Origin of the sequence: Stenotrophomonas sp. NRRL B-14846, assembly GCF_050473585.1 — a bacterium.
In the GTDB taxonomy this organism is placed as follows: domain Bacteria; phylum Pseudomonadota; class Gammaproteobacteria; order Xanthomonadales; family Xanthomonadaceae; genus Stenotrophomonas.
Genome location: NZ_JBFLUN010000022.1, coordinates 3021936 through 3048326, shown reverse-complemented (window position 1 = coordinate 3048326; position 26391 = coordinate 3021936). Strand labels below are relative to the sequence as shown.

Sequence of the window (26391 nt, the reverse complement as noted above, 5' to 3'; positions counted from 1 at the left end):
TCCTGAGACAGACGCCATGACCGACCATTCCCTCAAGGGCAAGACCGTGCTGATCGCCGGTGGCGCCAAGAACCTGGGCGGCCTGCTGGCCCGCGACTTCGCCAGCCAGGGCGCCAAAGCCATCGTCATCCACTACAACAGCGCCGCCACCCAGGCCGATGCAGAGGCGACCGTCGCCGCCGTGCAGGCCGCCGGCAGCACGGCCGTTGCCTTGCAGGGTGACCTGACCTCGGCCGCAGCGATGGAGCGCCTGTTCGCCGATGCCGTGGCAGCGGCCGGCCGTCCCGACATCGCCATCAACACGGTCGGCAAGGTACTGAAGAAGCCGCTGCTGGACATCAGCGAAGCGGAGTACGACGAAATGAGTGCGGTCAACGCCAAGGCTGCCTTCTTCTTCCTGAAGGAGGCCGGCCGCCACGTCAACGACGGTGGCCGCATCTGCACCCTGGTCACCTCACTGCTGGGCGCGTTCACGCCGTTCTATTCCAGCTACGCCGGCACCAAGGCCCCGGTCGAGCACTTCACCCGCGCGGCGTCGAAGGAGTTCGGTGAGCGTGGCATCTCGGTGACCGCGATCGGCCCGGGTCCGATGGACACGCCGTTCTTCTATCCGGCCGAGAGTGCTGATGCGCAGGCGTATCACAAGACCGCGGCGGCGCTATCGGCGTTCACTCGCACTGGCCTGACCGACATCGCCGACATCGTGCCGTGGATCCGTTTCCTGGTCACCGATGGCTGGTGGATGACTGGCCAGACCATCCTGGTCAATGGTGGCTACACCACCAAGTAACGCAGCCACGCAGGGCGTGGCCGCGAGGTCCCTGTAGAGTCGAGCCATGCTCGACTGCTGTTGCCTGAGTCGAGCATGGCTCGACTCTACAGGTTTGCCGGATAGGTCAGCCCAGCTTCGCCAGCACCGCATCCGTGGCGGCGGCGGTACTCACCGCCTGGCCCTTGGCGGCCAGATCGGCAGTGAACACGCCATCGTCCAGCACGGCGTGCACCGCAGCTTCCACCGCAGCGGCTTCCGCTTCCAGCCCCAGCGAATGGCGCAGCAGCATCGCCGCGCTGAAGATCGTCGCGTACGGATTGGCGATGCCCTTGCCGGCGATGTCCGGGGCCGAACCATGGATCGGTTCGTAGATGCCGACCGCACCGGGTTCGCCCAGAGAGGCCGAGGGCAGCAGGCCCAGCGAGCCGGCCAGCATCGACGCCTCATCGGTGAGGATGTCGCCGAACATGTTCTCGGTGACGATCACGTCGTACTCGCGCGGCTTGGCCAGCAGGTGCATCGCCATCGAATCGACCAGCTGGTGTTCCAGTGCTACGTCCGGGAACTCCTCGCGGCCGATGCGTGCCGCCACGTCACGCCACAGGCGCGAGGTTTCCAGCACGTTGGCCTTGTCCACCGAGGTGACCTTGCCGCGGCGCTGTTGCGCCAGGCGGAACGCACTGCGCAGCACGCGCTCGATCTCGGCCACGGTGTAGCGGCACAGGTCGCTGGCGCTGTCGGCATCGCGGGTCTTGTCGCCGAAGTAGATGCCGCCGGTCAGTTCACGCACCACCACGAAGTCCACCCCCTGCAGCAACTCGGCCTTGATCGGCGAGGCGTGCAGGGCGGCTTCATGGGTACGCACCGGGCGCAGGTTGGCATACAGGCCCAGCGCCTTGCGGATCGCCAGCAGGCCCTGCTCTGGGCGCACCTTGGCGTTCGGATCGGACCACTTCGGGCCGCCGACCGCGCCCAGCAGCACCGCATTTGCGGCCTGGCAGGCCGCCAGGGTCGACGCCGGCAGCGGTTCGCCGTGGCGGTCGATGGCGATGCCGCCGATATCGTGCTCGCTGAAGGTGAAGGTGTGGTTGAAGCGTTCGGCGACCGCCTTCAGGACGGCAACCGCGGCGGCGGCGACTTCCGGGCCGATGCCATCACCGGGCAGGACAACAATTTCAGCGTGCATGCTCACTCTCGTAGCGTTCGATTTCAGGGACACGGCCCAACAGATACCCCAACTGGTCGACACCTTCCAGCAGGCAGGTCTGCGAGAAGCCATCCAGCGGGAAGGAATAGACGCGACCGTCAGGCGTGCGCAGTTCGCGCGTGGCCACGTCGATGGTCAGCTCGTCGTCCGGGAGCTGCATCAGCGCCTGCACGTCGGCCTCGTCCAGCACGATCGGCAGCAGGCCGTTCTTCAGCGCGTTGCCGCGGAAGATGTCGGCGATCTCGCTGCTGACGATGGCGCGCAGGCCCAGGTCGGTCAGCGCCCAGGGCGCATGCTCGCGCGAGGAACCGCAGCCGAAGTTGCGGCCCGCCAGCAGGATGCTGCGGCCGGCGTTGTGGGGCTGGTTGAAGGCGAAGTCGGCCACCGGTGCGCCATCGGCCTGCCAGCGCCAGTCATTGAACGCGTTGCGGCCGAGGCCGGCGCGCTCGGTGGTGGACAGGAACCGCGCCGGAATGATCTGGTCGGTGTCGATGTTGGTCTGGCGCAGCACCACGCTGGCCGAGGTCAGGGTACGGAAGCCGGCCATCACGCCACCTCCTGTGCGAACAGTTCGCGGGTATCGGCAACGTGCCCGTTCACCGCGGCCCACGCCGCGCTCATCGGCGAGGCCAGCAGCGTGCGTGAACCGGGGCCCTGGCGGCCCTCGAAGTTGCGGTTACTGGTACTCACGGCCAGCTGGCCGGGCGCGACCAGATCGCCGTTCATGGCGATGCACATCGAGCAGCCCGGCTCGCGCCACTCGGCACCGGCCGCGCGCACGATCTCGTCGATGCCCTCGGCCTCGGCCTCGCGCTTGACGATCTCCGAGCCCGGCACCACCAGCATGCGCACCCGGTCAGCGACGCGACGGCCGCGCAGCACCTGCGCCACTTCGCGCATGTCGCTCAGGCGGCCATTGGTGCACGAACCGACGAACACCACGTCCACCGGCGTACCCGCCAGCGCCCTGCCGGCCTGGAAGTGCATGTAGTCCAGGCCCTTCTGTGCGGCGGCATCGTTGGCCGCCGGAATCGGCGCATCCACTGCGATGGCGGTGCCCGGATGGGTGCCCCAGGTCAGGGTCGGGCGGATATCAGCGGCGTCGATGTGCACTTCGCTGTCGAAGCGCGCGCCGTCATCGCTGCGCAGCTGCTGCCAGCGGGCCACGGCGGCGTCGAAGTCGGCCCCCTTGGGACCACGCGGGGTCGCGGCGACGAAATCGAAGGTGACCTGGTCCGGCGCCACCATGCCGGCGCGTGCGCCGGCCTCGATCGACATGTTGCACAGGGTCATGCGCTGTTCCATGTCCATCGCTTCGATGGTGCTGCCACGGAATTCGATCACGTGGCCGGTGCCACCGTTGACGCCGATCACGCCGATGATGTGCAGGACCACGTCCTTGGCGCCGACGCCGGGTGCCAGTGAGCCATCGACGGTGATGGCGAACGTCTTCGCCTTGCGCTGCAGCAGGCACTGCGTGGCCAGCACGTGGCCGACTTCACTGGTGCCGATGCCGAACGCCAGCGAGCCGAACGCACCATGGGTGGAGGTGTGGCTGTCGCCACAGACGATGGTCATGCCGGGTTGGGTAAAGCCCTGTTCCGGCGCGATCACGTGGACGATGCCGCGGTTGTCCGAGGCCATGTCGAACAGTTCGATGCCGTGCTCGGCACAGTTGCGCGCCAGCGTGGCGACCTGCGCCTCGGAGGCGGCGCTGGCATAGGGCAGCGTGCCGTCCGCGGCGGCCGGCAGGGTCGGCGTGGAGTGGTCCATCGTCGCCTTGGTGCGGTCCGGCCGGCGCGGCGACAGGCCGCGTTCGCGCAGTTCGGTGAACGCCTGCGGCGAGGTCACCTCGTGGATCAGGTGCAGGTCGATGTACAGCACGGCGGGCGCGCTGTCGGATTCGGGAACCACCACGTGGGCGTCCCACAGTTTGTCGTACAGGGTGCGGGGTGCGGAAGTCATGCGTGTGCCTGGCAGAAGTACGAAGTTGCGGACATCAGGAAAGATAACGAATGGATCATGTCAGCGGCGACGGGCAAGTACCCGCAGCCGCACGTAGTCGGCCAGCGGCTGGCCAGCAGCATTGCGCGGCAGATCGGCCAGCAGTGCGGTGGCGGCCTCGCGCACGGTGGCGCGTGCCTCGGCCGGCAGATCGTCCAGCAGCGGTGCGGCGAACACCCGCAGCCAGCCGGCCACGCCGGTCGGCAGTGCAGTCGGGCGCGGCGTGCACTCGATCAGCTGCACCTGGAAGCCATGCTGGCGCAGGCGGTCGGCGTAGGCATCGGCAGTGGGGAAGTACCACTGGAAGGCGCTGGCACCATGGCCGTGGGCCACGCGCGCGGCCTGCACCGCCGCGATGATCGTGGCCACGTTGCCGTGGCCGCCGAACTCGGCGACGAAGCGGCCGCCGGGGCGCAGGGCGTGGCGCACGCCTTCCAGCACGCGGTCCGGGGTGGCCATCCAATGCAGTGCCGCGTTGCTGAACACCGCATCGAACTCAGCGTTGAAGGTCAGCGCGTGGCCATCCATCACCTGCGCATCGACACCGCGCGCACGCGCGGCGATCACCAGTTCCGGTGAGGCATCCACACCGTGGATGCGTGCGCCGCTGAGCGCCAGCTCGGTGCTGAGCACGCCATCGCCACAGCCCAGGTCGAGGATGCGTTCACCGGCGCGCGGGTCGAGCAGGCGCGATACCGCGCCGCCGAGCAGCGGCACGAAGCCGGCGTCGATCGCATAGTCCTGGGCGTTCCACTGCTGGCCAGCGGCGCTGGCCGGGGTGGGGGTGTCGAAGGCGCTCATGTCGGGTTCCTCAGGCGGTGGCAGGGGTGGGAACGTCGGTGCTGCTGTGGGTGGTGGCCTGGCGCTGGCGCAGCAGGCGGTTGGCCACATCCAGCCAGGCCAGCGCGGAGGCTTCGATGATGTCCTTGCTGGTGCCGGTGCCGTCGTACTCCACGCCCTCGTGGCGCACGCTCAGATTGGCTTCGCCGCGCGCATCGGCGCCGATGCCGACGCTGTGCACGTGGTAGCTGTCCAGCATCAGCTGCACGCCGGTGGCAGCCGACAGCGCGCCGAACAGCGCATCGACCGGGCCGTCGCCCTGCGCGGTCTCGGCCACGCGGTTGCCGTCCGGGTCGGACAGTTCGACCAGTGCATTGGCGCGGCTGCCGACGTCGCTGATGGTCATCGACGCCAGGCGATAGCCCTGCGCGTTGGAGCCGCCCTGCATCAAGGTTTGCAGGTCGGCATCGGTGACCACGCGCTGCTGTTCGCACAGGCCCTTGAACTGCTCGAACACCAGCTTCAGTTCGTCTTCGTCCAGCCAGAAGCCCAGTGCACGCAGGCGTGCTTCGACGGCGGCGCGGCCACTGTGGCGGCCCAGCACCATCTGCGAATCTTCCCAGCCCACGTCTTCCGGACGCATGATTTCGTAGGTGCCGCGATGGCGCAGCATGCCGTGCTGGTGGATGCCCGATTCGTGGGCGAAGGCATTGGCACCGACGATGGCCTTGTTGCGCTGTACCGGCATGCCGACCAGGCGCTGCAGCAGCTGCGAGGTGCCGACGATGCGCGGGGTGTTGATCGAGCTGTCCTGCTCGTAGAAGGCCTGGCGCACCTTCAGCACCATCGCGATCTCTTCCAGCGAACAGTTGCCGGCGCGCTCGCCGATGCCGTTGACGGTGCACTCGACCTGGCGTGCACCGCCTTCGATGGCGGCCAGCGAGTTGGCCACCGCCAGGCCCAGGTCGTTGTGGCAGTGCGCGCTGAAGATCACATTGGCGGCATTCGGCACGTCGGCGACGCCGGCGATGACCTGCTGGAACATCGCGCGGATCTCCTCCGGCGTGGTGAAGCCGACGGTGTCGGGCAGGTTGATGGTGGTGGCGCCGGCGGCAATGGCCACGCGAGAAACCTCGATCAGGTAGTCCAGCTCGGTGCGGGTGGCGTCCTCGGCCGAGAACTCGACATCGTCGATGTAGGAGCGGGCCAGCGAGACGTGCTTGCGTACCGACTCCAGTACCTGCTCGCGGGTCATCCGCAGCTTGTGCTCGCGGTGCAGCGGGCTGGTCGACAGGAACACGTGCAGGCGCGGGTTGGCTGCGGCCTCCAGGGCACGTGCGGAGGTCTCGATGTCGGTCTGCAGGCAGCGCGACAGCACCGCCAGGCTCAGGCTCGGGCGGCGCAGTTCGCGGCCGATCAGTGCCATCGCCTCACGGTCGGACTGCGAGCTGGCCGGGAAGCCGGTCTCGATGATGTCCACGCCCAGTTCGTCCAGCGCACGCGCCATCACCAGCTTCTGCGGCGGGCTCATGCTGCAGCCGGGGGACTGCTCGCCGTCACGCAGGGTGGTGTCGAAGATGCGGATGCGCGGGGTGGTAATTCGTTCGATGGTGGTCACAGGGAAATCTCCTCGACAGCGGGTGCGACGGCTTGCAGGGGGGAAGGGGAAGACGTGGGGGATGCGGGAGCGCTGGCCTTGGCCGGCGAGCGCGGGGTTTCACTGCGCCGTCGCCGCGGTTTGCGTGGCGGGCGCGGACGGATGTCGGTGAGCAGGCCGGCCAGGACACCGGCATCGATGTTGCCGCCGGAGACCACCGCGCACTTGCGGCGGCCGGCGACGCGGCGGCCGGCCGCCAGCGCCAACGCACCCGCGCCCTCGGCGATGATGTGTTCCTCCAGCGCCAGCCGGACCAGGGTTTCGCGCAGTTCTGCCTCGCGCACGATCACCACATCGTCCAGCAGCGAGGTGCACAGGCGGCGGGTCAGGAAGCCGGGAATCTTCACCCGGACGCCATCGGCCAGCGAGGCGACGGGGGCGATCTCGCGCACGTCGCCACGGATCGCACGCGCCATCGAATCCACGCCCTCCACCTGCGCGCCGACCACGCGCACGCCCTGTGATTTCAGTGCCAATGCAACGCCGGAGGCCAGACCGCCGCCGCCGATCGGCACGATCACCACGTCCGGCGCGTGTGCGGCCAGCTCGATGCCGACCGTGCCCTGGCCGGCGATCACATCGGCATCGTCGAACGCGGACAGGAAGCGGTAGCCGTGGCGTTGTGCCAGTTCAACCGCGAAGGCGTAGGCCTCGTCATAGCTGGTGCCGTGCTGGCGCACGGTCGCGCCCCAGTGGGCGACGCCGGCGATCTTGGTGGCGGGCGCGCCATGCGGCATCACGGTGATGGCCGGCACGTCCAGGCGGTAGGCCGCCCACGCCACGCCCTGGGCATGGTTGCCGGCCGAGGCGCAGATCACCGGCCGGGTATCGCCGCGCTCGCGGCCGGCCAGCAGCGCGTTCAACGCGCCGCGCACTTTGTAGGACCCGGTGCGCTGCAGGTTCTCCAGCTTCAGCCAGGTGCCGAAGCGCTCGGCATGGTGCAGCGGGGTAGGCGGCAGGAAGCGGCGCAGTCGGGCCTGCGCTGCCAGTACGTCGGCGACGCTTACGTCGCCGACATCGCTTTCCTGGCTGGTGTCAGCGGCCGGCATGGGCCACCAGCGGGGTGCAGGCGACCGCCGCATGCGGGCACGGGCGGCGAAGAAGACGCCTCCGTACCGGCACCGTGGTCACTACGGTACGGGTGTTCATACGGATGCTCCTTCCACGGCGGTGACCTGCACGGACACGCAGTCGTAGATCTTCTCGATCTGCCGGCACAGCGTTTCCGCCGGGCGCTGGCCATCCACCACCAGCTGCAGGTGCCAGCGGCCATCGTCGGCGGCCACCGGCGCACCGCTGATCGCACGCGGTGCGAAGCCACGGCGTTCGGCCATGCCGATCACGCGCAGCAGCGCGCCTTCGGCCGGGTGCAGCACCAGGTCAAGCCGGTATTGCATTGGGGGTCTCCTGGCGGGCATGGGCAGGGTTGCTTTCCAGCATCGTGCTGTTGGCGGTGTTCGGCGGCACCAGCGGCCACACGTTGGCGCGTGCATCGATGGCCACGTGCAGCAGCGCCGGGCCGGGCTCGGCCAGCAGCGCGGCCAGCCCGCCCTCGACGTCATCGCGTGCATCGATGCGGGTCGCGGCAATGCCGAACACCTGCGCCAGCGCCACGAAGTCCGGGTTGTCGGACAGGTCGATCTCGCTGTAACGCTCGGCGAAGAACAGCTCCTGCCACTGCCGCACCATGCCCAGCGAACTGTTGTCCAGCAGCACGATCTTCACCGGCAGGCGGCAACGCGCGATGGTCGCCAGCTCCTGCACGTTCATCATGAAGCTGCCGTCGCCGGACACCAGCACCACGGTGCGATCGGGGCAGGCGAACTGCGCACCCATCGCTGCCGGCAGGCCGAAGCCCATGGTGCCCAGCGCGCCACTGGTCAGGTGGTTGCGCGGGTGGTTGAAGCGGCAGTGCTGCGCCACCCACATCTGGTGCTGGCCGACATCGCAGGCGATCACCGCATCGGCCGGTGCCAGCTCGCTCAGGCGCTTCAGCAGCGCCGGGGCGTAGATGTGCTGGCCCGGTGCGTCGTAGCGCGCTGCGAAACGATCGCGATGCTGTGCACAGCGCTTGCGCCATGCGTCCTGGTGGGCCTTGGGGGAGGGGAAGGCCGCACGCAGGGCGCGGATGGCATGGCCGACATTGCCGGGTACGGCGACATCGGCGCTGCGCAGCTTGGAGATCTCGTAAGCGTCGGCATCGATGTGGACGACACGGGCGAACGGTGCGAACTCGGCCAGCTTGCCGGTGGCGCGGTCGTCGAAGCGAGCACCCAGCACCAGCAGCAGGTCGCTTTCCTGCACCGCCATGTTGGCCGCGCGGGTGCCGTGCATGCCCAGCATGCCCAGCGACTGCGGGTGGTTGGCCGGCAGCGCGCCCAGCCCGCGCAGGGTCATCACGGTGGGGATGGCGCTGGCCTCGACGAAATCGCGCAGGTCCTGCACCGCATCGCCCAGCGCGATGCCGCCACCGGCGTAGACCACCGGCTTTTCGGCGGCCGCCAGTGCGGCGATGGCTTCGGCGATGGCGGCCTCGGCCGGAGACGGCGGCGGTTCGACGCTGCTCGGCACGTGCGCCGGCAGATGGCTGGCATCGGCCAGCTGCACGTCCTTGGGCAGGTCGATCAGCACCGGGCCGGGCCGGCCCTCGCGGGCGATGCGGAACGCATCGGCAACCACGCGCGGCAGGTCGTCGACGCTGCGCACCAGCCAGCTGTGCTTGACGATCGGCAGGGTCAGGCCGAACACATCCAGTTCCTGGAAGGCGTCAGTGCCCAGCAGCGGCGTGGCGACCTGGCCGGTGATGCAGACCATCGGCACCGAATCCAGCATCGCGTCGGCGATGCCGGTGACCAGGTTGGAGGCGCCCGGGCCGGAGGTGGCCACGCAGACGCCCACCTGGTTGCTGGCGCGGGCAAAGCCATTGGCGGCCAGTGCCGCGCCCTGCTCATGGCGCACCAGGACGTGCTTCAGCGACGAATCCACCAGCGCGTCGTAGAACGGCATGATGGTGCCGCCGGGATAGCCGAACAGCGTGTGGACGCCCTCGGCCTCCAGCGCCTGGGTCAGCCAGCGCGCGCCGTTGGGCGGCGCGCTGCGATGTGTGGAAGAGTTCATGGGGGAACCTTGCAAAGCGGGTGGGGGAGGCCGCGCGGTTACGCGGCCTGTCCTTGCAACCAGACCATCTTGGCGCGCAGTTCCTTGCCCACCTTTTCGATCGGGTGCTCCAGGTCGGCCTGCTTGAACCTGTTGTAGTTCGGCAGGCCCGCTTCGTACTCGGCCACCCAGTTCTTGGTGAAGGTGCCGTCCTGGATGTCCTTCAGCACTTCCTTCATGCGCGCCTTGGTGCCGGCGTCGATCACGCGCGGGCCGCTGACGTAGTCGCCGTACTGCGCGGTCTCGGAGATGAACTCCAACATGCGCGAGATGCCGCCTTCATAGAACAGGTCGACGATCAGCTTCAGTTCGTGCAGCACTTCGTAATAGGCGATCTCCGGCTGGTAGCCAGCTTCGACCAGGGTCTCGAATCCGGCCTGCACCAGTGCCGAGGCACCGCCGCACAGCACCGCCTGCTCGCCGAACAGATCGGTCTCGGTCTCTTCCTTGAAGGTGGTCTGGATCAGGTTGGCGCGAGCGCCGCCGAGGCCGGCCGCATAGGCCAGGGCGTACTCGGCCGCCTTGCCGCTCTTGTCCTGGTAGACCGCCCAGATGCACGGCACGCCACGGCCGATTTCATACTCGCGGCGCACCAGCGCGCCGGGGCCCTTGGGTGCGACCAGCACGACATCCAGGTCCTCGCGCGGCTTGATCATGTCGAAGTGCACGTTCAGGCCGTGCGCGAACAACAGCACCGCACCCTGTTTCATGTTCGCGGCCAGCACGTCGTCGTAGAGCTTCTTCTGCACCATGTCCGGGGTCAGCACGGCGACCAGGTCGGCATCCTTCACCGCGTCGGCCGGTGCTTTCACGGTGAAGCCATCGGCCTGTGCCTTGACCTCGGTCGGGCCACCCGGACGCAGGCCTACCACCACGTCGAAGCCGGATTCGCGCAGGTTCAGTGCGTGGGCGCGGCCCTGGCTGCCGTAGCCGATGACGGCGATCTTGGTCTGGGGCAGGTCGTTGGTGCTCATGGGGGAGGTTCCTTGCGGTGGGAAGAAAAAAGAACGGCCGGTCGTCGAGGTGACGTGCCGGCCGGTCAGGGGAAAGCGGTGGAGGAGGCGCCGCGCATCGCACAGGCACAGCCACCACGAGGCATCGTGGTGGTGTGGGTCCGGGTTTTGCGTTGGGCGATGTGCATGGTGGTTGCGTCTGAAACCAGGTCCTGAAATGAAAAAACCCGCACCGGGGCGGGTGCGGGTTTTTGAAGAGTTCCGGTGTGTTTGTTGCTTACACGCTGGCTCGTCCCGCACCTGTTGGTTGGGTAATAAGTACGAGCACAAGAATCGAACGCAGCGAGGCGGCGCCGGTGTCGGCGGCTTCGATGTGGGTTCGCGGTGGCGTGTTGTGATGCAACATGTGATCGAGAGAAACACAGCCGTTTTGGTGATGTCAACCCTCGTGACGGAATTTTTATCGGTTTCCGCTGCATCCAGCGCAATCGCTTGCGGCACAAGGATGGTTGCCGCTGAAAGTGTTTCGGTGAACCCGAATTCACTCCTTTCAGCGCGGTTTTTGCGCGGAATCCGGCGGGTTTTCGCCTTGGCGGGTGCGGACCTTCCGCACCCACCCCAGGATCAACGTCCATGACCTCTGCCCGATACCGCATGAAGGCCGCAGCGGCGAAGATCGAGGGACCACCCTTCCATCGGAACCCGACCGTGTCCCGACGCCTTGCCCGTTCCCTGCTGGCCGCTGCTCTACTGGCCGCTGTGCCTGCACTGTCTTCTGCCGCCGACCGCATCACCGGCCACACCTTTGCCACCCGTTCGGAGGTGATCGCCCCGCATGCGATGGCCGCCACCTCGCAGCCGCTGGCCACCCAGATCGCACTGGACGTGATGAAGGGCGGTGGCTCGGCGGTGGACGCGGCGATTGCCGCCAATGCCGCGCTTGGCCTGATGGAGCCCACCGGCAACGGCATCGGCGGCGACCTGTTCGCCATCGTCTGGGACCCGAAGACGCAGAAGCTCTATGGCTACAACGGTTCGGGCCGTTCGCCGAAGTCGTTGACCCTGGCCGAGTTCCAGCGCCGTGGCCTGAAGGACATCCCGGCGACCGGCCCGCTGCCGGTCTCCGTGCCCGGCGCAGTCGACGGCTGGTTCGCGCTGCACGACCGCTTCGGCCGCAAGCCGATGGCCGACAACCTGGCGCCGGCCATCCGTTACGCCCGCGAGGGCCATCCGGTGGCCGAGGTGATCGCCTACTACTGGGACCGCTCGGTGCCCAAGCTGTCGCAGTACCCGGGTTTCAAGGAACAGTTCACGATCAACGGCCACGCCCCGCGCAAGGGCGAGATGTGGAAAAACCCGAATCTGGCCAGCACGCTGCAGAAGATCGCCGACGGCGGCCGCGATGCCTTCTACAAGGGCGATATCGCCCGCACCATCGGCGACTACTTCAAGGCCAACGGTGGCTACCTGAGCTACCAGGACATGGCCGACCACCACGGTGAGTGGGTTGAACCGGTCAGCAGCAATTACCGTGGCTACGACGTGTGGGAGCTGCCGCCGAACAGCCAGGGCATCGCCGCGCTGCAGATCCTCAACGTGCTGGAAGGCTACGACTTCTCGAAGATCCCGTTCGGATCACCGGAACACGTGCACCTGTTCGTCGAAGCGAAGAAGCTGGCCTTCGCCGACCGTGCGCGCTTCTATGCCGACATGGCGTTCCAGCCGGCGCCGGTGCAGAAGCTGATCTCCAAGGAGTACGCCGCGCAACGTCGCGCGTTGATCTCGATGGACAAGGCGCTGAAGGAAGTGCAGCCGGGCACGCCGAAGCAGCTGGAAGAGGGCGACACCATCTACATGACCGTGGCCGACGCCGACGGCATGATGGTGTCGCTGATCCAGTCCAATTACCGCGGCATGGGCAGCGGCATGGCGCCGCCGGGGCTGGGCTTCATCCTGCAGGATCGTGGCGAGATGTTCGTGCTGCAGAAGAATCATCCCAACGGCTATGCACCGGGCAAGCGCCCGTTCCAGACCATCATCCCGGCGTTCATCACCAAGGGCGGCAAGCCGTACGCCAGCTTCGGCGTGATGGGCGGCGCGATGCAGCCGCAGGGCCACGCGCAGATCGTGATGAACCTGGTGGATTTCGGCATGAACCTGCAGGAAGCCGGAGATGCACCGCGCATCCAGCACGAAGGCTCGACCGAACCGACCGGGCAGGCCACGGCGATGACCGATGGCGGCGAAGTGAATCTGGAAACCGGGTTCCCGTACGAGACGGTGCGTGCGCTGATGCGCAAGGGGCATCGCATCGTGTTCGCCGATGGCCCGTATGGCGGGTACCAGGCGATCATGCGTGATCCCGAAACCGGGGTTTACTATGGTGCTTCGGAGAGCCGCAAGGATGGGCAGGCGGCGGGGTATTGAGGTTTCACGGCCACCGGGCGCAGCCCCCTCTGCGGTGATGGTTGGTGGAAGCGGGATCATGTGATTGGGCCGGGCGGGTGGGCTGGTCGGGGGACGCCGTGAATCCGTCCCTGGAGGCTTGGCCGCGGCATCCATGCCGCGGACACCCCCGCCCAGCCCACCCGCCCGGCCCCTGACAGTTTCCGTGGCCGTCACCGCAGGAAAAGAAAAAAGAAGAGCAAGAGCAAAGGCAACAGCCGCGTGCTGTGGGTTGGGGTCGGATCCGTTTTCCACAGGAAAACGGATCCGACCCCTTCTTGTTTTCCGATACACCTCATCCACGCATGGCGTGGAAAACCCACCGTCACACGGAAACTGTCGGGGGTGGGTCGGTGTGGGCTGGCAGGACCGTTGGCGCCATGGATGGCGCCATCGAGCCCCCATGGGTGAGGGCGCTTTGATTGCGAAGCACTGCTTCGCAAGCGCCCGAACGCACAGCCGCCAGCGGCTGGGCCGGTCTGGGGGTTTACGGCGTGTCCTGCCAGCCCACACCGACCCGCCAAACCAGCAGCAACCCAGAGCCGCAGTTGAAGTTGCTGTTGCTGTTGCCGTTGCCTGAAAGAAGCAGTGCAGCCGCAGGCTGCAAAACATCCTCAATCCGAATCCTGCGCGCGCGCCGCCTCCGCTTGGGTCTCCTCCTGCGCCGCCATCTCGCGCGCGATCCACGCATCGATCATGTGCCGCTGGCGCTGCGCCTGCCGCCGCTCGCGCGTGTACTCCTGGTCCAGCACCCGGTACAGCGACACCATCACCAGCACCATCAGCAGCGCGAATGGCAACGCCGCAATCGTGATCATGCCCTGCAGTGCATCCAGACCACCGGCCAGCAGCAACGCCGCTGCGATCAACGCCACCGCGATGCCCCAGGCCAGCTTGCGCTTCAACGGAGGATCGCCTGCTTCGTCAGTGGACATGCTGGCCAGCACCAGCACAGCCGAGTCGGCCGAGGTCACGAAGAAGATCATCAGCAGCACCAGTGCGATGCACGACAGCAGCAGCGGCAGCGGCATGCTGTCGAACAGCGTGAACAGCACCGTCTCGTAGCCATTGCCCAGCGCCTGCACCAGGTCGGCATGGCCGAAGATCTGCGCCCACAGCGCGGTGCCGCCGAATACCGCGAACCAGAAGAAGCCCAGCAGTGTCGGCGCGAGCACTACGCCGATAACGAACTCGCGCACGCTGCGGCCACGCGAGATGCGTGCGATGAACGACCCCACGAACGGTGCCCACGAGATCCACCAGGCCCAGTAGAAGATCGTCCAGTCCGCCACCCAGGTGCTGCCGGAGAACGGTGACATGCGCAGGCTCATTGTCACCAGCTGGTTGAGGTAGGAGCCCAGCGTGGTGGTGAACGTATCGAAGATGAAGCCGGTCGGCCCCAGCACCAGCAGGATGGCTGCCAGCAGGGCAGCCAATGCCAGGTTGAAGTTGGACAGCCACTTCACACCTCGCTCCACGCCACTGGCGGTGGACGCCATGTACAGCACGAAGGCGACGGCAATGATGGTCATCTGCACTGCGACGGTAGCCTGCACGCCGAACACGCGCTCGATGCCGGCGGCGATCTGGATGGTGCCGAAGCCCAGCGTAGTTGCGACACCGATCGCGGTGGCGACCACTGCAGCGATGTTGACCACCCGACCGATCCAGCCGCGATGGTGGCGGCCGATGATCGGCTGCAGCATGTCGCTGACCAGGCCGCGGCCGTTGCGGTTGAACTGGAACCAGGCCATCGCCAGGCCGATCAGCGCATAGATGGCCCACGGGTGCAGGCCCCAGTGGAAGAATGCATAGCGCATCGAGGCGCGTGCCGCATCCAGGCTCTGCGGAGCAAGCCCTTCCGGCGGCTTGCTGAAGTGCGAAATGGGTTCGGCGGCACCCCAGAACACCAGGCCGATGCCCATGCCGGCAGCGAACAGCATCGACATCCAGCTGGCCCGCGAGAACTCGGGCTCGGCGTCTTCGCCACCGATGCGCAGGTTGCCGAAGCGGCCGAAGGCCAGGTACATCAGGAACACCAGGGCCAGGAACACCACCAGCAGGTACAGCCAGCCGACGCTGCGGATGACTTCTGCCAGCATCGACTGCACCACGGCATTGAAGGGGCCCGGTGCAATACCGGCAAGCAGCACCAGCAGCAGAACCAGTGCGATGGAAACGCGAAACACCATGAAGGAGCTTCTCCGATCAAGGGATTGAGGGGAGCGAGCAGAGCTTGCAGCGAAGGGCCGGTGGCATGCAGCGCGAACCGGGCAGGGGCCGCGAAGGCGGCGAAGGACGCATCGGTCGCTGGAACGCGACGGATGTGCACGTTACTGAACGCGATGTCACGGTTCTGTTAATACAGAAACCGCGGATCCACGCGATGCGCGGCTGCAACTGCCAGGAGCTGCAGTGCTTTCTATGCTCTAATGCACGCCAAGAAGCGGGGGTACCGCGGCCATGTGGCCACGGTTGAGACAGTCCCTTGGAACCTGATCCGGCTCATACCGGCGTAGGGAAGCTTTGCAGTGCAGCCGTGCCCGGACTCCGCCCAAGGACCGTCCGCGCGCGGGCGCAGTGCGCCGCCGCTTCGTCCCTGACCTTCCTGGACGATGCCCGATGAACGCACAGCTCTCCGCCCTGCAGCAACAGGCCCAGCAACTCTCCGAATCCGTGACCCGGCCGATTCCCGGTTCACGCAAGATCCACGTACCCGGTTCGCGTCCGGATCTGCAGGTGCCGATGCGCGAGATCGCGTTGACCCGCACGCCGACACTGTTCGGCGGCGAAGAGAATGCACCGGTCACGGTCTACGACACGTCGGGCCCCTATACCGATCCGGATGTGCGTATCGATCTCTCGGCAGGCCTGCCGGCGCTGCGTCGTGGCTGGGTGGAAGAGCGCGGCGATACCGAGCAGCTCGACGGCCTGAGTTCATCGTTCGGCCGCGACCGCGAGCATGATCCGAAACTCGATGCCGTGCGTTTCCCTGCGCGCAGCCTGCCGCGCCGTGCACGTGCAGGCGCCAACGTCACCCAGATGCACTACGCGCGCCGCGGCATCATCACGCCGGAAATGGAATTCGTCGCCATCCGCGAGAACCAGCGGCTGGAAGCGATCCGCGATGCCGGCCTGCTGCAGCAGCACCCGGGCGAGGCGTTCGGGGCTTCGATCCAGAAGATCATCACGCCGGAGTTCGTGCGCGATGAAATCGCGCGCGGCCGCGCGGTGCTGCCCAACAACATCAACCATCCGGAAAGCGAGCCGATGATCATCGGCCGCAATTTCCTGACCAAGATCAATGCCAACATCGGCAACAGCGCCGTGTCCTCGGGCATTGCCGAGGAAGTGGAGAAGCTGGTGTGGGCGATCCGCTGGGGCGGTGACACGGTGATGGACCTGTCCACCGGCAAGCACATCCACGAAACCCGCGAATGGATCATCCGCAATTCGCCGGTGGCGATCGGTACCGTCCCGATCTACCAGGCGCTGGAGAAGGTCGATGGCCGTGCCGAAGCACTCACCTGGGAGATCTTCCGCGACACGCTGATCGAGCAGGCCGAACAGGGCGTGGACTACTTCACCATTCACGCCGGCGTGCTGCTGCGCTATGTGCCGCTCACCGCCAAGCGGGTCACCGGCATCGTCAGCCGCGGTGGCTCGATCATGGCCAAGTGGTGCCTGGCGCACCACAAGGAGAACTTCCTCTACACGCACTTCGAAGAGATCTGCGAGATCATGAAGGCCTACGACGTGACCTTCTCGCTGGGTGACGGCCTGCGCCCGGGCTGCATCGCCGATGCCAACGACGCGGCGCAGTTCGGTGAGCTGGAGACGCTGGGTGAGCTGACGAAGATCGCCTGGAAGCATGATGTGCAGACCATGATCGAAGGTCCCGGCCACGTGCCGATGCAGCTGATCAAGGAGAACATGGACAAGCAGCTGCGCGAATGCGGCGAAGCGCCGTTCTATACGCTGGGGCCGCTGACCACCGATATCGCACCGGGCTACGACCACATCACCAGCGCGATCGGTGCGGCGATGATCGGTTGGTTCGGCACGGCGATGCTCTGCTACGTGACGCCGAAGGAGCACCTCGGCCTGCCCAATCGCCAGGACGTGCGCGACGGCATCATGGCCTACCGCATCGCCGCGCATGCGGCCGACCTGGCCAAGGGCCATCCGGGTGCGCAGGTGCGCGACAACGCGCTGAGCAAGGCGCGCTTCGAGTTCCGCTGGGAAGACCAGTTCCACCTTGGCCTGGATCCGGAGAAAGCCAAGGAGTTCCATGACGAGACGCTGCCGAAGGATGCGCACAAGCTGGCGCACTTCTGCTCGATGTGCGGCCCGCACTTCTGTTCGATGAAGATCACCCAGGACGTGCGTGACTACGCCGAGGCCGGCATGAAGGAGAAGTCGGAGGAGTTCCGCGCCGCCGGCGCCGAGGTCTACCGCCAGGGCTGATGCGGAAACGGTCGTGCCGGCCAACGGCCGGCACGACCGTTCATCACGCCGTGCCCGGCTATGCTGCGTCCATCGCCCAGGGGAAAGGACGCCATGCCCGTTGCCATGACCACCCGTTGGCTGGCCATCGCCCGCCGTCATCCTTCGGCCTGGTTGCTGGGCGCGCAGCTGCTGGCGGTGCTGCTGTATCCCGCGCTGGATGACACCGCTGCGGGCCGCGCCGCACTGGGCATGTTCGGCATGGCGGTACTCGGCCTGGCGCTGTGGGTGGTCCAGCGCAGCCCGCTGGGCACCTGGCTGGCGCTGTTGCTGGCCATTCCTTCGGTGGTGTTCTCGTTGGCAGGCGCATTGCTCGACCGCACCGCATTGCTGACCACCGCGCAGCTGCTGGAGAGCCTGCTGTACTTCTATACGGCCGGCGCCCTGATCGCCTACATGCTCCAGGACCACAAAGTCACCCGCGACGAACTGTTCGCCGCAGGCGCAACCTTCACCCTGCTGGCGTGGGCTTTCGCCTTCGCGTTCGCGGTGTGCCAGCAGTGGTATCCGGGCAGTTTCCAAGGCACCGGCGGGGGTGCTCAGCGCAGTTGGATGGAGCTGCTTTATCTCAGCTTCAGCTTGCTGTCTGGAGTCGGCTTGAGTGACGTCGTACCCCTGCATCCACAGGCACGCGCATTGGTCATGCTGGAGCAGTTTTCCGGCGTGATGTACGTGGCTTTGGTGGTTTCGCGACTGGTCGGATTGACCATGTTGCGGCGCATGTGAAAATGAACGCCAGATAAAAATTTCGCGCCCAAAAGGGCGCGAATGGTGTCGCGAATTATGTGAATGCGTCGGCGAGAGAGAGCCTGATGTCGACCACGCGATAGGCGAGGTAACTTGCATAGGCTAGTATTCGCGCGCTCGATTGTTTTTGCGGTATGCGCCGATGCTTTGTGCGGAGTCTGGCTTTTCGCTGTTCCCAGGACGGGACCGTAACGAAGGCAAACACTGCCCGGGACCTGTCTCTACTGTGTAGCAGAAAATGAACAGCAGCGAAATCCAGCCCCCCGTATCCGATCGGATACGGATAGGAGAGTGCATCGTCACTCTGTCCTCGCGCGAGGTCGAGGTCGTCGGTGCGCGTCGCCCGCGCCGGCTGACGCCGAAGGCGTTGGGCGTGCTGCGCGTGCTGCTGCGGCAGCCGGGCCGCGTTGTCACCCGCGACGAGTTGTTCGCCGAGGTGTGGCCGGACACGCTGCCGACCAACGATGTGCTGACCCAGGCCGTCACCCAGTTGCGCAAGGCGTTCAGCAACGACGACGACAACGGCCAGGCCTACATCGAAACCATCGCCAAGACCGGCTATCGGCTTCTGGTCCCGGTACAGGCGCTGGACGATGCGGAGCCATCGGCTGCGGGGTTGCCTGACGACGAAGGCGTGGATGCGCAGCCGGCACCCGCCGACGCCGCGGTGCTACCCCCGCGCGCGCAGGAATCGCGCCGCCGCTGGCGCCATGTCCGCCGCCGCGTGCTGCTGGCGCTGGGCGTGTTGATGCTGGCCACGCTGCTGGTGATGACCACGCTGCTGCTGCGCCGCGCGCCGACCAGCAGCTCGCCGGTGGAGGCCGCCGTGGAGAACGGCACGCGGGTGATCGGCAGCCCACAGCGTCCCTATCGGTTGATCACCGCGACCAGCGGCTTTGAAACCTATCCCACGCTGTCACCGGATGGTTCGCTGGTGGCCTATGAAGGCGCCAACGAAGAGGGCAACGGCGGTGGTGCGATCAAGGTGCAGACCTCCGGCAACGCGCCGGCACGCCAGTTGCTGGTGCCGCCGGCCGGTGCCGTCGATCGATTCCCGAACTGGTCGCCGGATGGTCGTGAGATCGCCTTCGCACGGTTCTCTGCTGACGGTGGCTGCCAGGTGCTGATCGCCAGCGCTACCGGTGGCGCACTGCGCCAGGCCACGCGCTGCGATGGCACCGAGCTGCTCAGCTTCGACTGGACGCCCGATGGTCGTGGCCTGGTGTTCGGCAGCATGGTCGGGCGCTACGCCCACCGTGGCATCCGCGTGCTGGACCTGGCCAGTGGCGAATGGCGCGCGCTGGCCTACGGCGTCGACCAGGATGACTTCGACTACGCACCGCGTTATTCGCCCGACGGGCAATGGCTGGTGTTCGTGCGCAACCCGCAGCTGGGCGATCTGTGGCGGGTGCCGGCCGCGGGCGGTACGCCCGAGCAGTTGACCAACGAGGCGGCAGAGCTGCGCGGCTGGGCCTGGCTGGACGATGGCCGCACCATCGTGTTCGGCCGCCGCGTCGACAGCGAGGCGCGGCTCTATTACCTGGACGTCGAGCGGCACACGCTGCGCGATGCCGGCCTGGATGATGCGCAGTGGCCCGCCGTGTCGCGACGTGGTGGCATGCTGGCCTTCGTCCACCGGCGCGCGCAGTTCGGCGTGTTCAAGGTGCCGATGCAGGGCAACGGCGCGCCCGAGCGCCTGTTTGCCTCCAGTGGCCGCGATGGGCAGCCGATGGCAGCGCCGGATGGCCGCCAGCTGGTCTTCACCTCGGATCGCTCCGGCAGCTTCGCCCTGTGGTGGGCGGACATGCAGCGGCCGGATTCGCTGCGCCCCATCGAAGGGCTGCGGCCGGAAGCGCGACAGGCACCGGACTGGTCCGCCGACAGCCGTCAGCTGCTCGTGGTCGGCCGCGACGCGCACGGGCGCACGGTGGTCTACGAGATCGCGCCACGCGATGAACGCCTGCAACCTTTGCCGATCCCGGCCGAACAGCCGCTGCAGGCGCTGTATGGCGCGTCGCCGGAGCAGTTGTTTGTGGTCGAACGCGATGCCGACCAGCGCACCCGGTTGAGCCTGTTCGACCGCAGCACCCAGCCCTGGCGCCGGTTGGCCAGCATCGATGGGGTGTCGCAGGCGCGCTTCGACCGCAGCAGTGGCCGCGTGTTGTTCACCCGCCTGGCCGCCGGTGGCCTGTGGTCGGCCGATGCCGCGTTGTCGTCGGGCAGCGTGCAGCAGATCAGCGACGACCGGCCCAGCCGCTGGCGATACCGGGCCTGGACCGTGGCCGGCAACAGCGGCATCGGTTACCTCGGCACCTCGACCACGTGTGGCACCACCTTGGTGCGCATCCTGCCCGGCCGCGAGGAGCCGGAACGCTGCCTGGACGCGGAACGGCTCAGCGCCGGCAACGGACTCAGCGCCAGCGCTGACGGACATGACCTGTTCGTGGCGATGGCGGTCAGCGATGGTGCCGACATCGGCGTGATGCGGTTGCCCGAACGCCCACCCGCGCTGTTTCCGGCGTTCTCCAAGTTGTTGTTGTTCAAGGGAAATGGGCCTTCGTAATTTCTTCGTCGGGATCTCGTCGCGAATTCGTGGCGATCTCGTCGGACTTTCCTGACGCGGTACCGCCTGATTAGGCAAAACGGAGTCCTGTACTAGGCAAATCCGTGGTGCCCCCATGCGTCAACTCTCGCTGGCCGATCGCGGCCAAACCGTCTCCCTGGACCGGTCGCTCGACGATGTCGCGCCGACCTGCCTGGGCGTGGCCCGGCTGGGCAGCCTGCAGACCGCCGGCTCCAGCTTCACCGTCTGGATGCAGGTGCGTGGCAGTTCGTGGGTGGAGGCCAAGGAAGGGCGCTTCCGCCTGCGCCAGGGCGAGTGGATCGCCTTCGAGAAGGAATCGCGGCCGCTGGTGCAGGCCGGTCGCAACGGGCTGTGCGTCGGCCTGAACCTGAACGTCGAAGCGCTTCGCGTGCTGACCGAGATGGCCGACTGCGGCCTGTATGCCGGTCGTGGCCGCATGAACCGCAGTGACGCCCGCGTGGCGCTGCGCCTGTGGCGCGATGCGCTGGCCAGCGGCCAGCCGGCACAGGCCCTGCGTCCGCTGCTGCTGCACCTGGCTGGCCTGCAGCGTGGCCTGGCCGACAACGTGCAGCGCTGCCCGGGCCGTTCGCGCAGCCGCAAGCGCCAGGTGTTTGGCCGCATGCAGCGTGCGCGCCTCTATCTGGAAGGCAACAGTCACCGTGTGGTCCGCATCGGCGAACTGGCCGAGCTGACCAACTTCTCCAGCTGGTACCTCTCCAAGACCTTCCAGAGCCTGTACGAGGAAAGCCCGCAGTCGCTTTCGGCACGACTGCGGCTCGAACGCGCTGCTGACCTGCTGCGCGACACCGACATGATGGTGGGCGAGGTCGCCGCCGCCAGTGGCTTCGACAACTGCTGCAGCTTCGCGCGTGCGTTCCGCGCCCGCTACGGCCAGTCCGCATCGCGCTTCAGGGAGAACGGTGGCTTGCTCCCGCCACAATCCGCAAAGTCTCCGGTTGGTTCGCGCAAATACAGCGCTGCAACGCAATCGTAACGTGCTGGGGTGTTTTAACACGCTGCTAACACGTACCTTGGAGAGATAGATGAACGTTCGTAATCCCGCAGTGCGGTTCGGCTTGCTGCCGGCCGGCATTGCGCTGGCGCTGGCGCCGGCCTTTGCTTCGGCTCAGGAAGCAAAGGGCACCACCGATCTGGACCGCATTTCGGTCACCGGCTCGCGCATCCGCGGCGCCTCGGTGGAGACCCAGCAGCCGATCCTGACGATGACCCGCGAATCCCTGGAAAAGCAGGGCTTCTCGAGCGTCGCCGACGTGCTGAACAACCTGACCTCGGCCGGCTCCCCGGCCATCTCGCGCTCGGAATCGCTGGCTTCGGGCGAGAACGTGGGCGGCTACTACGTCGACATCCGTAACCTGGGCGCCCAGCGCACCCTGGTGCTGATGAACGGCAAGCGCCTGGGCGCAACCACCGCCGGCTACCAGGATCTCAGCCAGATCCCGATGTCGGCCGTTGAGCGCATCGAAATCCTGAAGGACGGCGCGTCCTCGATCTATGGTTCCGACGCCATCGCCGGCGTGGTCAACGTGATCACCCGCAAGAACTTCGACGGCGGCGAAGCCAATGTCTACGTCGGCCAGTACGGCAAGGGCGACGGCGACACCGAAACCTATTCGATGACCCTCGGTGCCCGCGGCGAGCGCGGCAGCCTGACCCTGTCGGCCGAGTACTCGAAGCAGGATCCGGTGTGGGCCAAGGACCGCTGGTACAGCCGTGACGGCTCGCTGGGTCCGAACTCGACCTCGGCCACCTGGAGCCCGATCAGCCAGAACGGCAGCTGGTGCAACCCGACCCAGGTCGATTGCAGCGACTCCAAGAAGGCTGTCTGGAAGACCCTGAACGCCGGCGGCAACCCGAAGAACCCTAATGACTACCACGTCATTACGGCGGATGAGTTCGCCAACTCCAACGAGCAGATGACCCTGCTCACCGGTGTGAAGCGCAAGTCGGTCTACATCAACGGCACCTACGACTTCACCGACTCGATCAGCCTGAACACCGACGTGCTCTACAACGAGCGCCAGACCTTCCAGCAGATCGCCGGCTATCCGTTCCAGTCGAACTCCTTCGGCACCCCGCTGGAGGGCTCGAGCGCCTTCAACCCGGTCGGCCAGGACGTCAACTTCCGCCGTCGCCTGTGGGAAGTGCCGCGTACCACTGACAGCCAGCTGAAGACCCTGCGCTTCGCTCCGACCCTGACCGGCTTCTTCGAGCTGGGCGGCAAGACCTTCGACTGGGATGTCGGCGCGCTGTGGAACCGCAACGAGTCGATCAAGACCAACCGCGGTGACATGAGCCTGATCGCTGCAGGCCAGGCCCTGGGCCCGTCGTTCATCGATGCCGGCGGCGTTGCCCGCTGCGGTACCGCTGCCAAGCCGATCCTGGGCGACTGCCGCCCGTGGAACCCGCTGCTGCCGTACGGCGTTGATGGCCAGGGTTCGCTGGCGAACCAGGAGCTGCAGGACTTCCTGTTCCCGACCTTCACCACCCGTGGCGTCACCAAGACCACCAGCTTCACCGCCAACCTGTCGGGCGCCATCGTGACCCTGCCGGCCGGCGACCTGGGCTTCGCCCTGGGTGTCGAGCACCGCAAGGAAGAAGGCAACTACGTGCCGGACGCCTTCGCACAGTCGGGCCAGTCCACCGGTCTGGGCCAGAAGCCGACCCGCGGCCAGTACGATCTGAACGAGGTCTACCTCGAACTGAACGTGCCGCTGCTGGCCGACATGGCCTTCGCCAAGGAACTGACCCTGAACGTTGCCAGCCGTTACTCGGACTACAGCAACTTCGGTGGCACCACCAACAGCAAGTTCGGCCTGACCTGGCGTCCGCTGGATGAACTGCTGGTCCGCGGCACCTACGCCCAGGGCTTCCGTGCTCCGACCATCAGCGACCTGTACGGTGGCCTGAGCTCGAGCTTCGAGTCGTACATCGATCCGTGCGGCGTGAAGGCTCCGGGCAGTGTTGCCGGCAATGCCGCGTGCACCGCCGGTGGCGCTCCGGCCAACTACGTGCAGCTGGGCCAGGGCAACCTGCCGTGCTCGACCCTGCCGTGCCAGTCGGGTGACCAGTTCGTCTCGGGTGCCAACCCGAACCTGAAGCCGGAAACCTCCAAGAGCACCACCTTCGGTCTGGTGTGGAGCCCGCGTTGGGTGCAGGGCCTGGACCTGTCGCTGGATTGGTACAAGTACGAAATCAGCGACATGATCATCGCTGACAGCGTCGACCGCATCCTGCGTGACTGCTACGTGCTGGGTAATGCCGCGCGTTGCTCGAGCGTGACCCGTGCGGCTGACGGCCACGTCAGTGCGATCACCTACGGCACCGCCAACCTCGGCAAGATGAAGACCGAAGGTTACGACCTGGGCGTCAAGTACCGCCTGCCGGAACTGGCCATCGGTCAGTTCAGCATCGACTGGCAGACCAGCTACACCGCCAAGTACGACGAAGCCGGCCAGAACAGCGCGGGTGACAACATCATGATCGGCCGCGTCGGCGAGCCGGGCCTGTTCCGCGTGCGTTCGAACCTGGGTGTCAACTGGCAGTACGGCGATTTCGGTGTGAACTACACCGCGCGCTACTACTCGGGCATGAAGGAAAGCTGCATCTCGCTGGCTGACGGCTGGTGCGATGCTCCGAACCACATGGCCAACGGTGAGACCGATCCGCTGCGTCACACCGGTTCCAACACCTTCCACGACCTGCAGGTCAGCTGGAAGGCACCGTGGGATGCGACCATCGCCCTGGGCGCGAACAACGTGTTCGACCACAAGGGTCCGCTGCAGTACTCGGCTCCGAACTCGGCGTTCGCCTACTACGGCGGCTTCGACGTGGGTCGCTTCCTGTACATGAAGTACACCCAGCGCTTCTGATCCATCGAAGTGCGGTAGCAACAGAAGGAGGGCGGACCGCAAGGTCCGCCCTCTTTTTTTGTAGGGGAATTCCGGAAACTGTTGGAAGGTGAGCGCAGTCACGGTCCCGTCGTGTCGTAATCAACACAGTCAGGAGGTCCACTACCGGACGCTTGCATGTGGAGAGGGATATGAAGAACGCGTTGTTGCGCCAGGCATCTGCCGCTGCATTGATCTATGCAACGCTGGTGGGCGCGGTGTTCGCGCAGGGTCTCGGGGTCTGTGGTGGGGGACTCTATTGCGAAGAGTTCCGCCAGCAGTGCCTGGCCAGTGGCAAGTCAGCGGTCATCTGCGAGTCGCAGTACCGTCGCTGCGTGCAGGACGCCTGCGGTACCCGCTGACGTAGAAAGGGCGCACCTTGCGGGTGCGCCCCCTGTCATCCGGAAATCATGCAACGCGCTCAGGCGTCGCTGGGCACCAGACCCATCAGTGCATTGGCGTGCTCGCGCCATTGCGGCAGTTTGTTCAGCACGCCTGCGCGCTGCAGGTAGTCCTCGTCCACCGGATCGCCATTGACCAGCGCCAGCGCCACGTGCACCGCGCCGGTCACCCAGAAGCTGCGGGTGTTGGCGCGCTGTGGCTGCAGGTGGAATGCCACCGCTTCGATGATCGGCATCGGCAGGCCCCACAGGCCCAGCAGGTAGGCGCCGGCCTCGGCATGGCCGGGGCGGGTGTCACCGGCCAGCGAAGGCTCGCTGCGCTCGTTGCGCACACCCGGCAGCAGCAGGCCGATGTCGGCCAGCAGCGCAGCGGTCGCTCCCAGTTCGGCACTGGATTCGGGCAGCAGGCGTGCGGCCAGCCGCGAGGCCAGCAGTGCGCGCTGCTGCAGCGAGTTGCGCTCGGCGGCCGACAGCGTCGGTGCGGAGAACACTTCGCTGGCCAGCACCAGGTCACGCAGCGTGGCCAGGCCCAGCCGGGTCACTGCGGTGCGCAGGTCGGCAATGGTGCGGCCCTGGCTGAAGAAGGCCGAGTTCGACAGTTGCAGTACCTTGGCCGCGATCGCCGGATCGGCGGCGACCAGCTTGGCTACGTCGGCACTGTCGGCGTCGTCGTCATGTTCCAGGGCCTGGGTCAGGCTCAGGTACAGGTGCGGCGGCGAGGGGAGTTTCTCGATACGGCCGATGGCATCGCGCAGGCGCGGGCTGTCCAGCACTTCGCGCAGTTCTTCCAGGCTGGTCAGCGCCTCCAGCAGCACTTCCGGCGCCAGCGGCAGCGGCAGGAAGCGGTGGGCGACACCGATCAGGCGCGCCGGCGGCGGCCGGTTGCCGTGCTGTGCATCGACCAGCGCGATGCGGATGGTCTCCGGGCGCAACGTCCGGATCTGCCCCAGCAGCGTGGTGGCATTGAGATCTGGCAATTGCGGGCAGACGATCACCGCGTCCACGCCCTGCGTGGCCACCGCGGTCATCGCGGCCTGGCCATCGGTGGCGGTCAACGGCTGCCAGTCTTCCCCAAGATCGGCAATGAATTCGGTCAGCTCGGCCGGCAGGCTGGCTGCATCCCCAACAAGCAGAATACGCACGACACATTCCCCTGGCTGTCTCGACGATGGATGTCGATGACGTGTGAAGTGACGCAATTTACCTAATACGGCAGCAAGAGTGATGTGCCGTCGTCATGAAACGTGACCCGCATCGCTCCGGCAGGGTAC

The 26391-nt window shown here is 66.7% G+C and carries 19 protein-coding genes and 1 riboswitch; of the genes, 8 read left to right on the top strand and 11 right to left on the bottom strand.

What is annotated here, in order from left to right; all coding sequences use genetic code 11:
* Positions 1 to 16: 16 nt before the first annotated feature.
* Positions 17 to 790, top strand: coding sequence for an SDR family oxidoreductase (locus AB1281_RS16230; protein WP_430346402.1), 774 nt, complete (start codon positions 17 to 19; stop codon positions 788 to 790).
* A gap of 106 nt (positions 791 to 896) precedes the next feature.
* Here the strand turns inward: AB1281_RS16230 and leuB are convergent, their stop codons facing one another.
* The 9 genes from leuB to ilvC all read right to left on the bottom strand — a co-directional run bounded on the left by leuB (position 897) and on the right by ilvC (position 10550).
* Complete coding sequence (gene leuB, locus AB1281_RS16225) at positions 897 to 1958, bottom strand: 3-isopropylmalate dehydrogenase (RefSeq protein WP_197612217.1); 1062 nt, start codon at positions 1956 to 1958, stop codon at positions 897 to 899.
* The gene (gene leuD / locus AB1281_RS16220) at positions 1948 to 2526 is read right to left on the bottom strand and encodes a 3-isopropylmalate dehydratase small subunit (RefSeq protein WP_075676301.1); all 579 of its coding nucleotides are present in this window, start codon (positions 2524 to 2526) and stop codon (positions 1948 to 1950) included. Before leuD ends, leuB begins: the two co-directional genes overlap by 11 nt.
* Entirely contained in the window at positions 2526 to 3944 is a 1419-nt protein-coding gene (leuC, locus tag AB1281_RS16215) for a 3-isopropylmalate dehydratase large subunit (protein WP_430346401.1), read from the bottom strand. The genes leuD and leuC overlap by 1 nt, the downstream gene beginning before the upstream one ends.
* Positions 3945 to 4004: 60 nt before the next feature.
* On the bottom strand, positions 4005 to 4784 hold the full coding sequence (locus tag AB1281_RS16210) for a class I SAM-dependent methyltransferase (protein WP_430346400.1): 780 nt from the start codon (positions 4782 to 4784) through the stop codon (positions 4005 to 4007).
* Between the two features lie 10 nt (positions 4785 to 4794).
* A complete protein-coding gene (locus tag AB1281_RS16205; RefSeq protein ID WP_075676302.1) occupies positions 4795 to 6381 on the bottom strand; it encodes a 2-isopropylmalate synthase in 1587 nt (528 codons plus the stop codon).
* Entirely contained in the window at positions 6378 to 7469 is a 1092-nt protein-coding gene (locus AB1281_RS16200) for a threonine dehydratase (RefSeq protein WP_430346399.1), read from the bottom strand. Before AB1281_RS16200 ends, AB1281_RS16205 begins: the two co-directional genes overlap by 4 nt.
* 96 nt (positions 7470 to 7565) lie before the next feature.
* Positions 7566 to 7817 (bottom strand): ACT domain-containing protein, encoded by a 252-nt coding sequence (locus AB1281_RS16195; RefSeq protein WP_014038403.1) that lies wholly within the window; start codon positions 7815 to 7817, stop codon positions 7566 to 7568.
* The gene (ilvG, locus tag AB1281_RS16190; protein WP_430346398.1) at positions 7801 to 9537 is read right to left on the bottom strand and encodes an acetolactate synthase 2 catalytic subunit; all 1737 of its coding nucleotides are present in this window, start codon (positions 9535 to 9537) and stop codon (positions 7801 to 7803) included. Before ilvG ends, AB1281_RS16195 begins: the two co-directional genes overlap by 17 nt.
* A gap of 38 nt (positions 9538 to 9575) precedes the next feature.
* Complete coding sequence (gene ilvC / locus AB1281_RS16185; protein WP_014038401.1) at positions 9576 to 10550, bottom strand: ketol-acid reductoisomerase; 975 nt, start codon at positions 10548 to 10550, stop codon at positions 9576 to 9578.
* Positions 10551 to 11162: 612 nt separating this feature from the next.
* Here ilvC and ggt point away from each other — a divergent pair.
* On the top strand, positions 11163 to 12956 hold the full coding sequence (gene ggt / locus AB1281_RS16180) for a gamma-glutamyltransferase (RefSeq protein WP_430346397.1): 1794 nt from the start codon (positions 11163 to 11165) through the stop codon (positions 12954 to 12956).
* Positions 12957 to 13588: 632 nt separating this feature from the next.
* On the opposite strand, the gene AB1281_RS16175 is transcribed toward ggt, so the two are convergent.
* Positions 13589 to 15166, bottom strand: a complete 1578-nt coding sequence (locus tag AB1281_RS16175) for a BCCT family transporter (protein ID WP_014038399.1) — start codon at positions 15164 to 15166, stop codon at positions 13589 to 13591.
* A gap of 246 nt (positions 15167 to 15412) precedes the next feature.
* Positions 15413 to 15514: riboswitch (TPP riboswitch) on the top strand.
* Positions 15515 to 15596: 82 nt separating this feature from the next.
* On the opposite strand from AB1281_RS16175, the gene thiC reads away from it, so the two are divergent.
* From thiC to AB1281_RS16145, 6 genes are all read left to right on the top strand, one after another.
* A complete protein-coding gene (thiC, locus tag AB1281_RS16170) occupies positions 15597 to 17441 on the top strand; it encodes a phosphomethylpyrimidine synthase ThiC (protein ID WP_430346396.1) in 1845 nt (614 codons plus the stop codon).
* Between the two features lie 93 nt (positions 17442 to 17534).
* Positions 17535 to 18206 carry an ion channel gene (locus AB1281_RS16165; protein ID WP_014038397.1) on the top strand — a complete coding sequence of 224 codons (672 nt, stop codon included), beginning with the start codon at positions 17535 to 17537 and terminating at the stop codon, positions 18204 to 18206.
* A gap of 259 nt (positions 18207 to 18465) precedes the next feature.
* On the top strand, positions 18466 to 20790 hold the full coding sequence (locus AB1281_RS16160) for a winged helix-turn-helix domain-containing protein (RefSeq protein WP_430346395.1): 2325 nt from the start codon (positions 18466 to 18468) through the stop codon (positions 20788 to 20790).
* Positions 20791 to 20905: 115 nt separating this feature from the next.
* Entirely contained in the window at positions 20906 to 21805 is a 900-nt protein-coding gene (locus tag AB1281_RS16155) for a helix-turn-helix transcriptional regulator (protein ID WP_049446610.1), read from the top strand.
* Between the two features lie 49 nt (positions 21806 to 21854).
* Entirely contained in the window at positions 21855 to 24701 is a 2847-nt protein-coding gene (locus AB1281_RS16150; protein ID WP_430346394.1) for a TonB-dependent receptor, read from the top strand.
* Between the two features lie 170 nt (positions 24702 to 24871).
* Entirely contained in the window at positions 24872 to 25081 is a 210-nt protein-coding gene (locus tag AB1281_RS16145; RefSeq protein WP_430346393.1) for a hypothetical protein, read from the top strand.
* Positions 25082 to 25140: 59 nt separating this feature from the next.
* Here the strand turns inward: AB1281_RS16145 and AB1281_RS16140 are convergent, their stop codons facing one another.
* On the bottom strand, positions 25141 to 26262 hold the full coding sequence (locus AB1281_RS16140; RefSeq protein WP_014038392.1) for an HDOD domain-containing protein: 1122 nt from the start codon (positions 26260 to 26262) through the stop codon (positions 25141 to 25143).
* Positions 26263 to 26391: the final 129 nt, after the last annotated feature.

What these genes read in the sequence shown, in the direction of transcription:
- leuD (WP_075676301.1), bottom strand. Translation starts at nt 2,526, where the DNA reads ATGGCCGGCTTCCGTACCCTGACCTCGGCCAGCGTGGTGCTGCGCCAG.
- AB1281_RS16165 (WP_014038397.1), top strand. Translation starts at nt 17,535, where the DNA reads ATGCCCGTTGCCATGACCACCCGTTGGCTGGCCATCGCCCGCCGTCAT.
- leuC (WP_430346401.1), bottom strand. Translation starts at nt 3,944, where the DNA reads ATGACTTCCGCACCCCGCACCCTGTACGACAAACTGTGGGACGCCCAC.
- AB1281_RS16150 (WP_430346394.1), top strand. Translation starts at nt 21,855, where the DNA reads ATGAACGTTCGTAATCCCGCAGTGCGGTTCGGCTTGCTGCCGGCCGGC.
- AB1281_RS16200 (WP_430346399.1), bottom strand. Translation starts at nt 7,469, where the DNA reads ATGCCGGCCGCTGACACCAGCCAGGAAAGCGATGTCGGCGACGTAAGC.
- AB1281_RS16230 (WP_430346402.1), top strand. Translation starts at nt 17, where the DNA reads ATGACCGACCATTCCCTCAAGGGCAAGACCGTGCTGATCGCCGGTGGC.
- AB1281_RS16155 (WP_049446610.1), top strand. Translation starts at nt 20,906, where the DNA reads ATGCGTCAACTCTCGCTGGCCGATCGCGGCCAAACCGTCTCCCTGGAC.
- ilvG (WP_430346398.1), bottom strand. Translation starts at nt 9,537, where the DNA reads ATGAACTCTTCCACACATCGCAGCGCGCCGCCCAACGGCGCGCGCTGG.
- AB1281_RS16175 (WP_014038399.1), bottom strand. Translation starts at nt 15,166, where the DNA reads ATGGTGTTTCGCGTTTCCATCGCACTGGTTCTGCTGCTGGTGCTGCTT.
- AB1281_RS16195 (WP_014038403.1), bottom strand. Translation starts at nt 7,817, where the DNA reads ATGCAATACCGGCTTGACCTGGTGCTGCACCCGGCCGAAGGCGCGCTG.
- leuB (WP_197612217.1), bottom strand. Translation starts at nt 1,958, where the DNA reads ATGCACGCTGAAATTGTTGTCCTGCCCGGTGATGGCATCGGCCCGGAA.
- AB1281_RS16145 (WP_430346393.1), top strand. Translation starts at nt 24,872, where the DNA reads ATGAAGAACGCGTTGTTGCGCCAGGCATCTGCCGCTGCATTGATCTAT.
- ggt (WP_430346397.1), top strand. Translation starts at nt 11,163, where the DNA reads ATGACCTCTGCCCGATACCGCATGAAGGCCGCAGCGGCGAAGATCGAG.
- ilvC (WP_014038401.1), bottom strand. Translation starts at nt 10,550, where the DNA reads ATGAGCACCAACGACCTGCCCCAGACCAAGATCGCCGTCATCGGCTAC.
- thiC (WP_430346396.1), top strand. Translation starts at nt 15,597, where the DNA reads ATGAACGCACAGCTCTCCGCCCTGCAGCAACAGGCCCAGCAACTCTCC.
- AB1281_RS16210 (WP_430346400.1), bottom strand. Translation starts at nt 4,784, where the DNA reads ATGAGCGCCTTCGACACCCCCACCCCGGCCAGCGCCGCTGGCCAGCAG.
- AB1281_RS16160 (WP_430346395.1), top strand. Translation starts at nt 18,466, where the DNA reads ATGAACAGCAGCGAAATCCAGCCCCCCGTATCCGATCGGATACGGATA.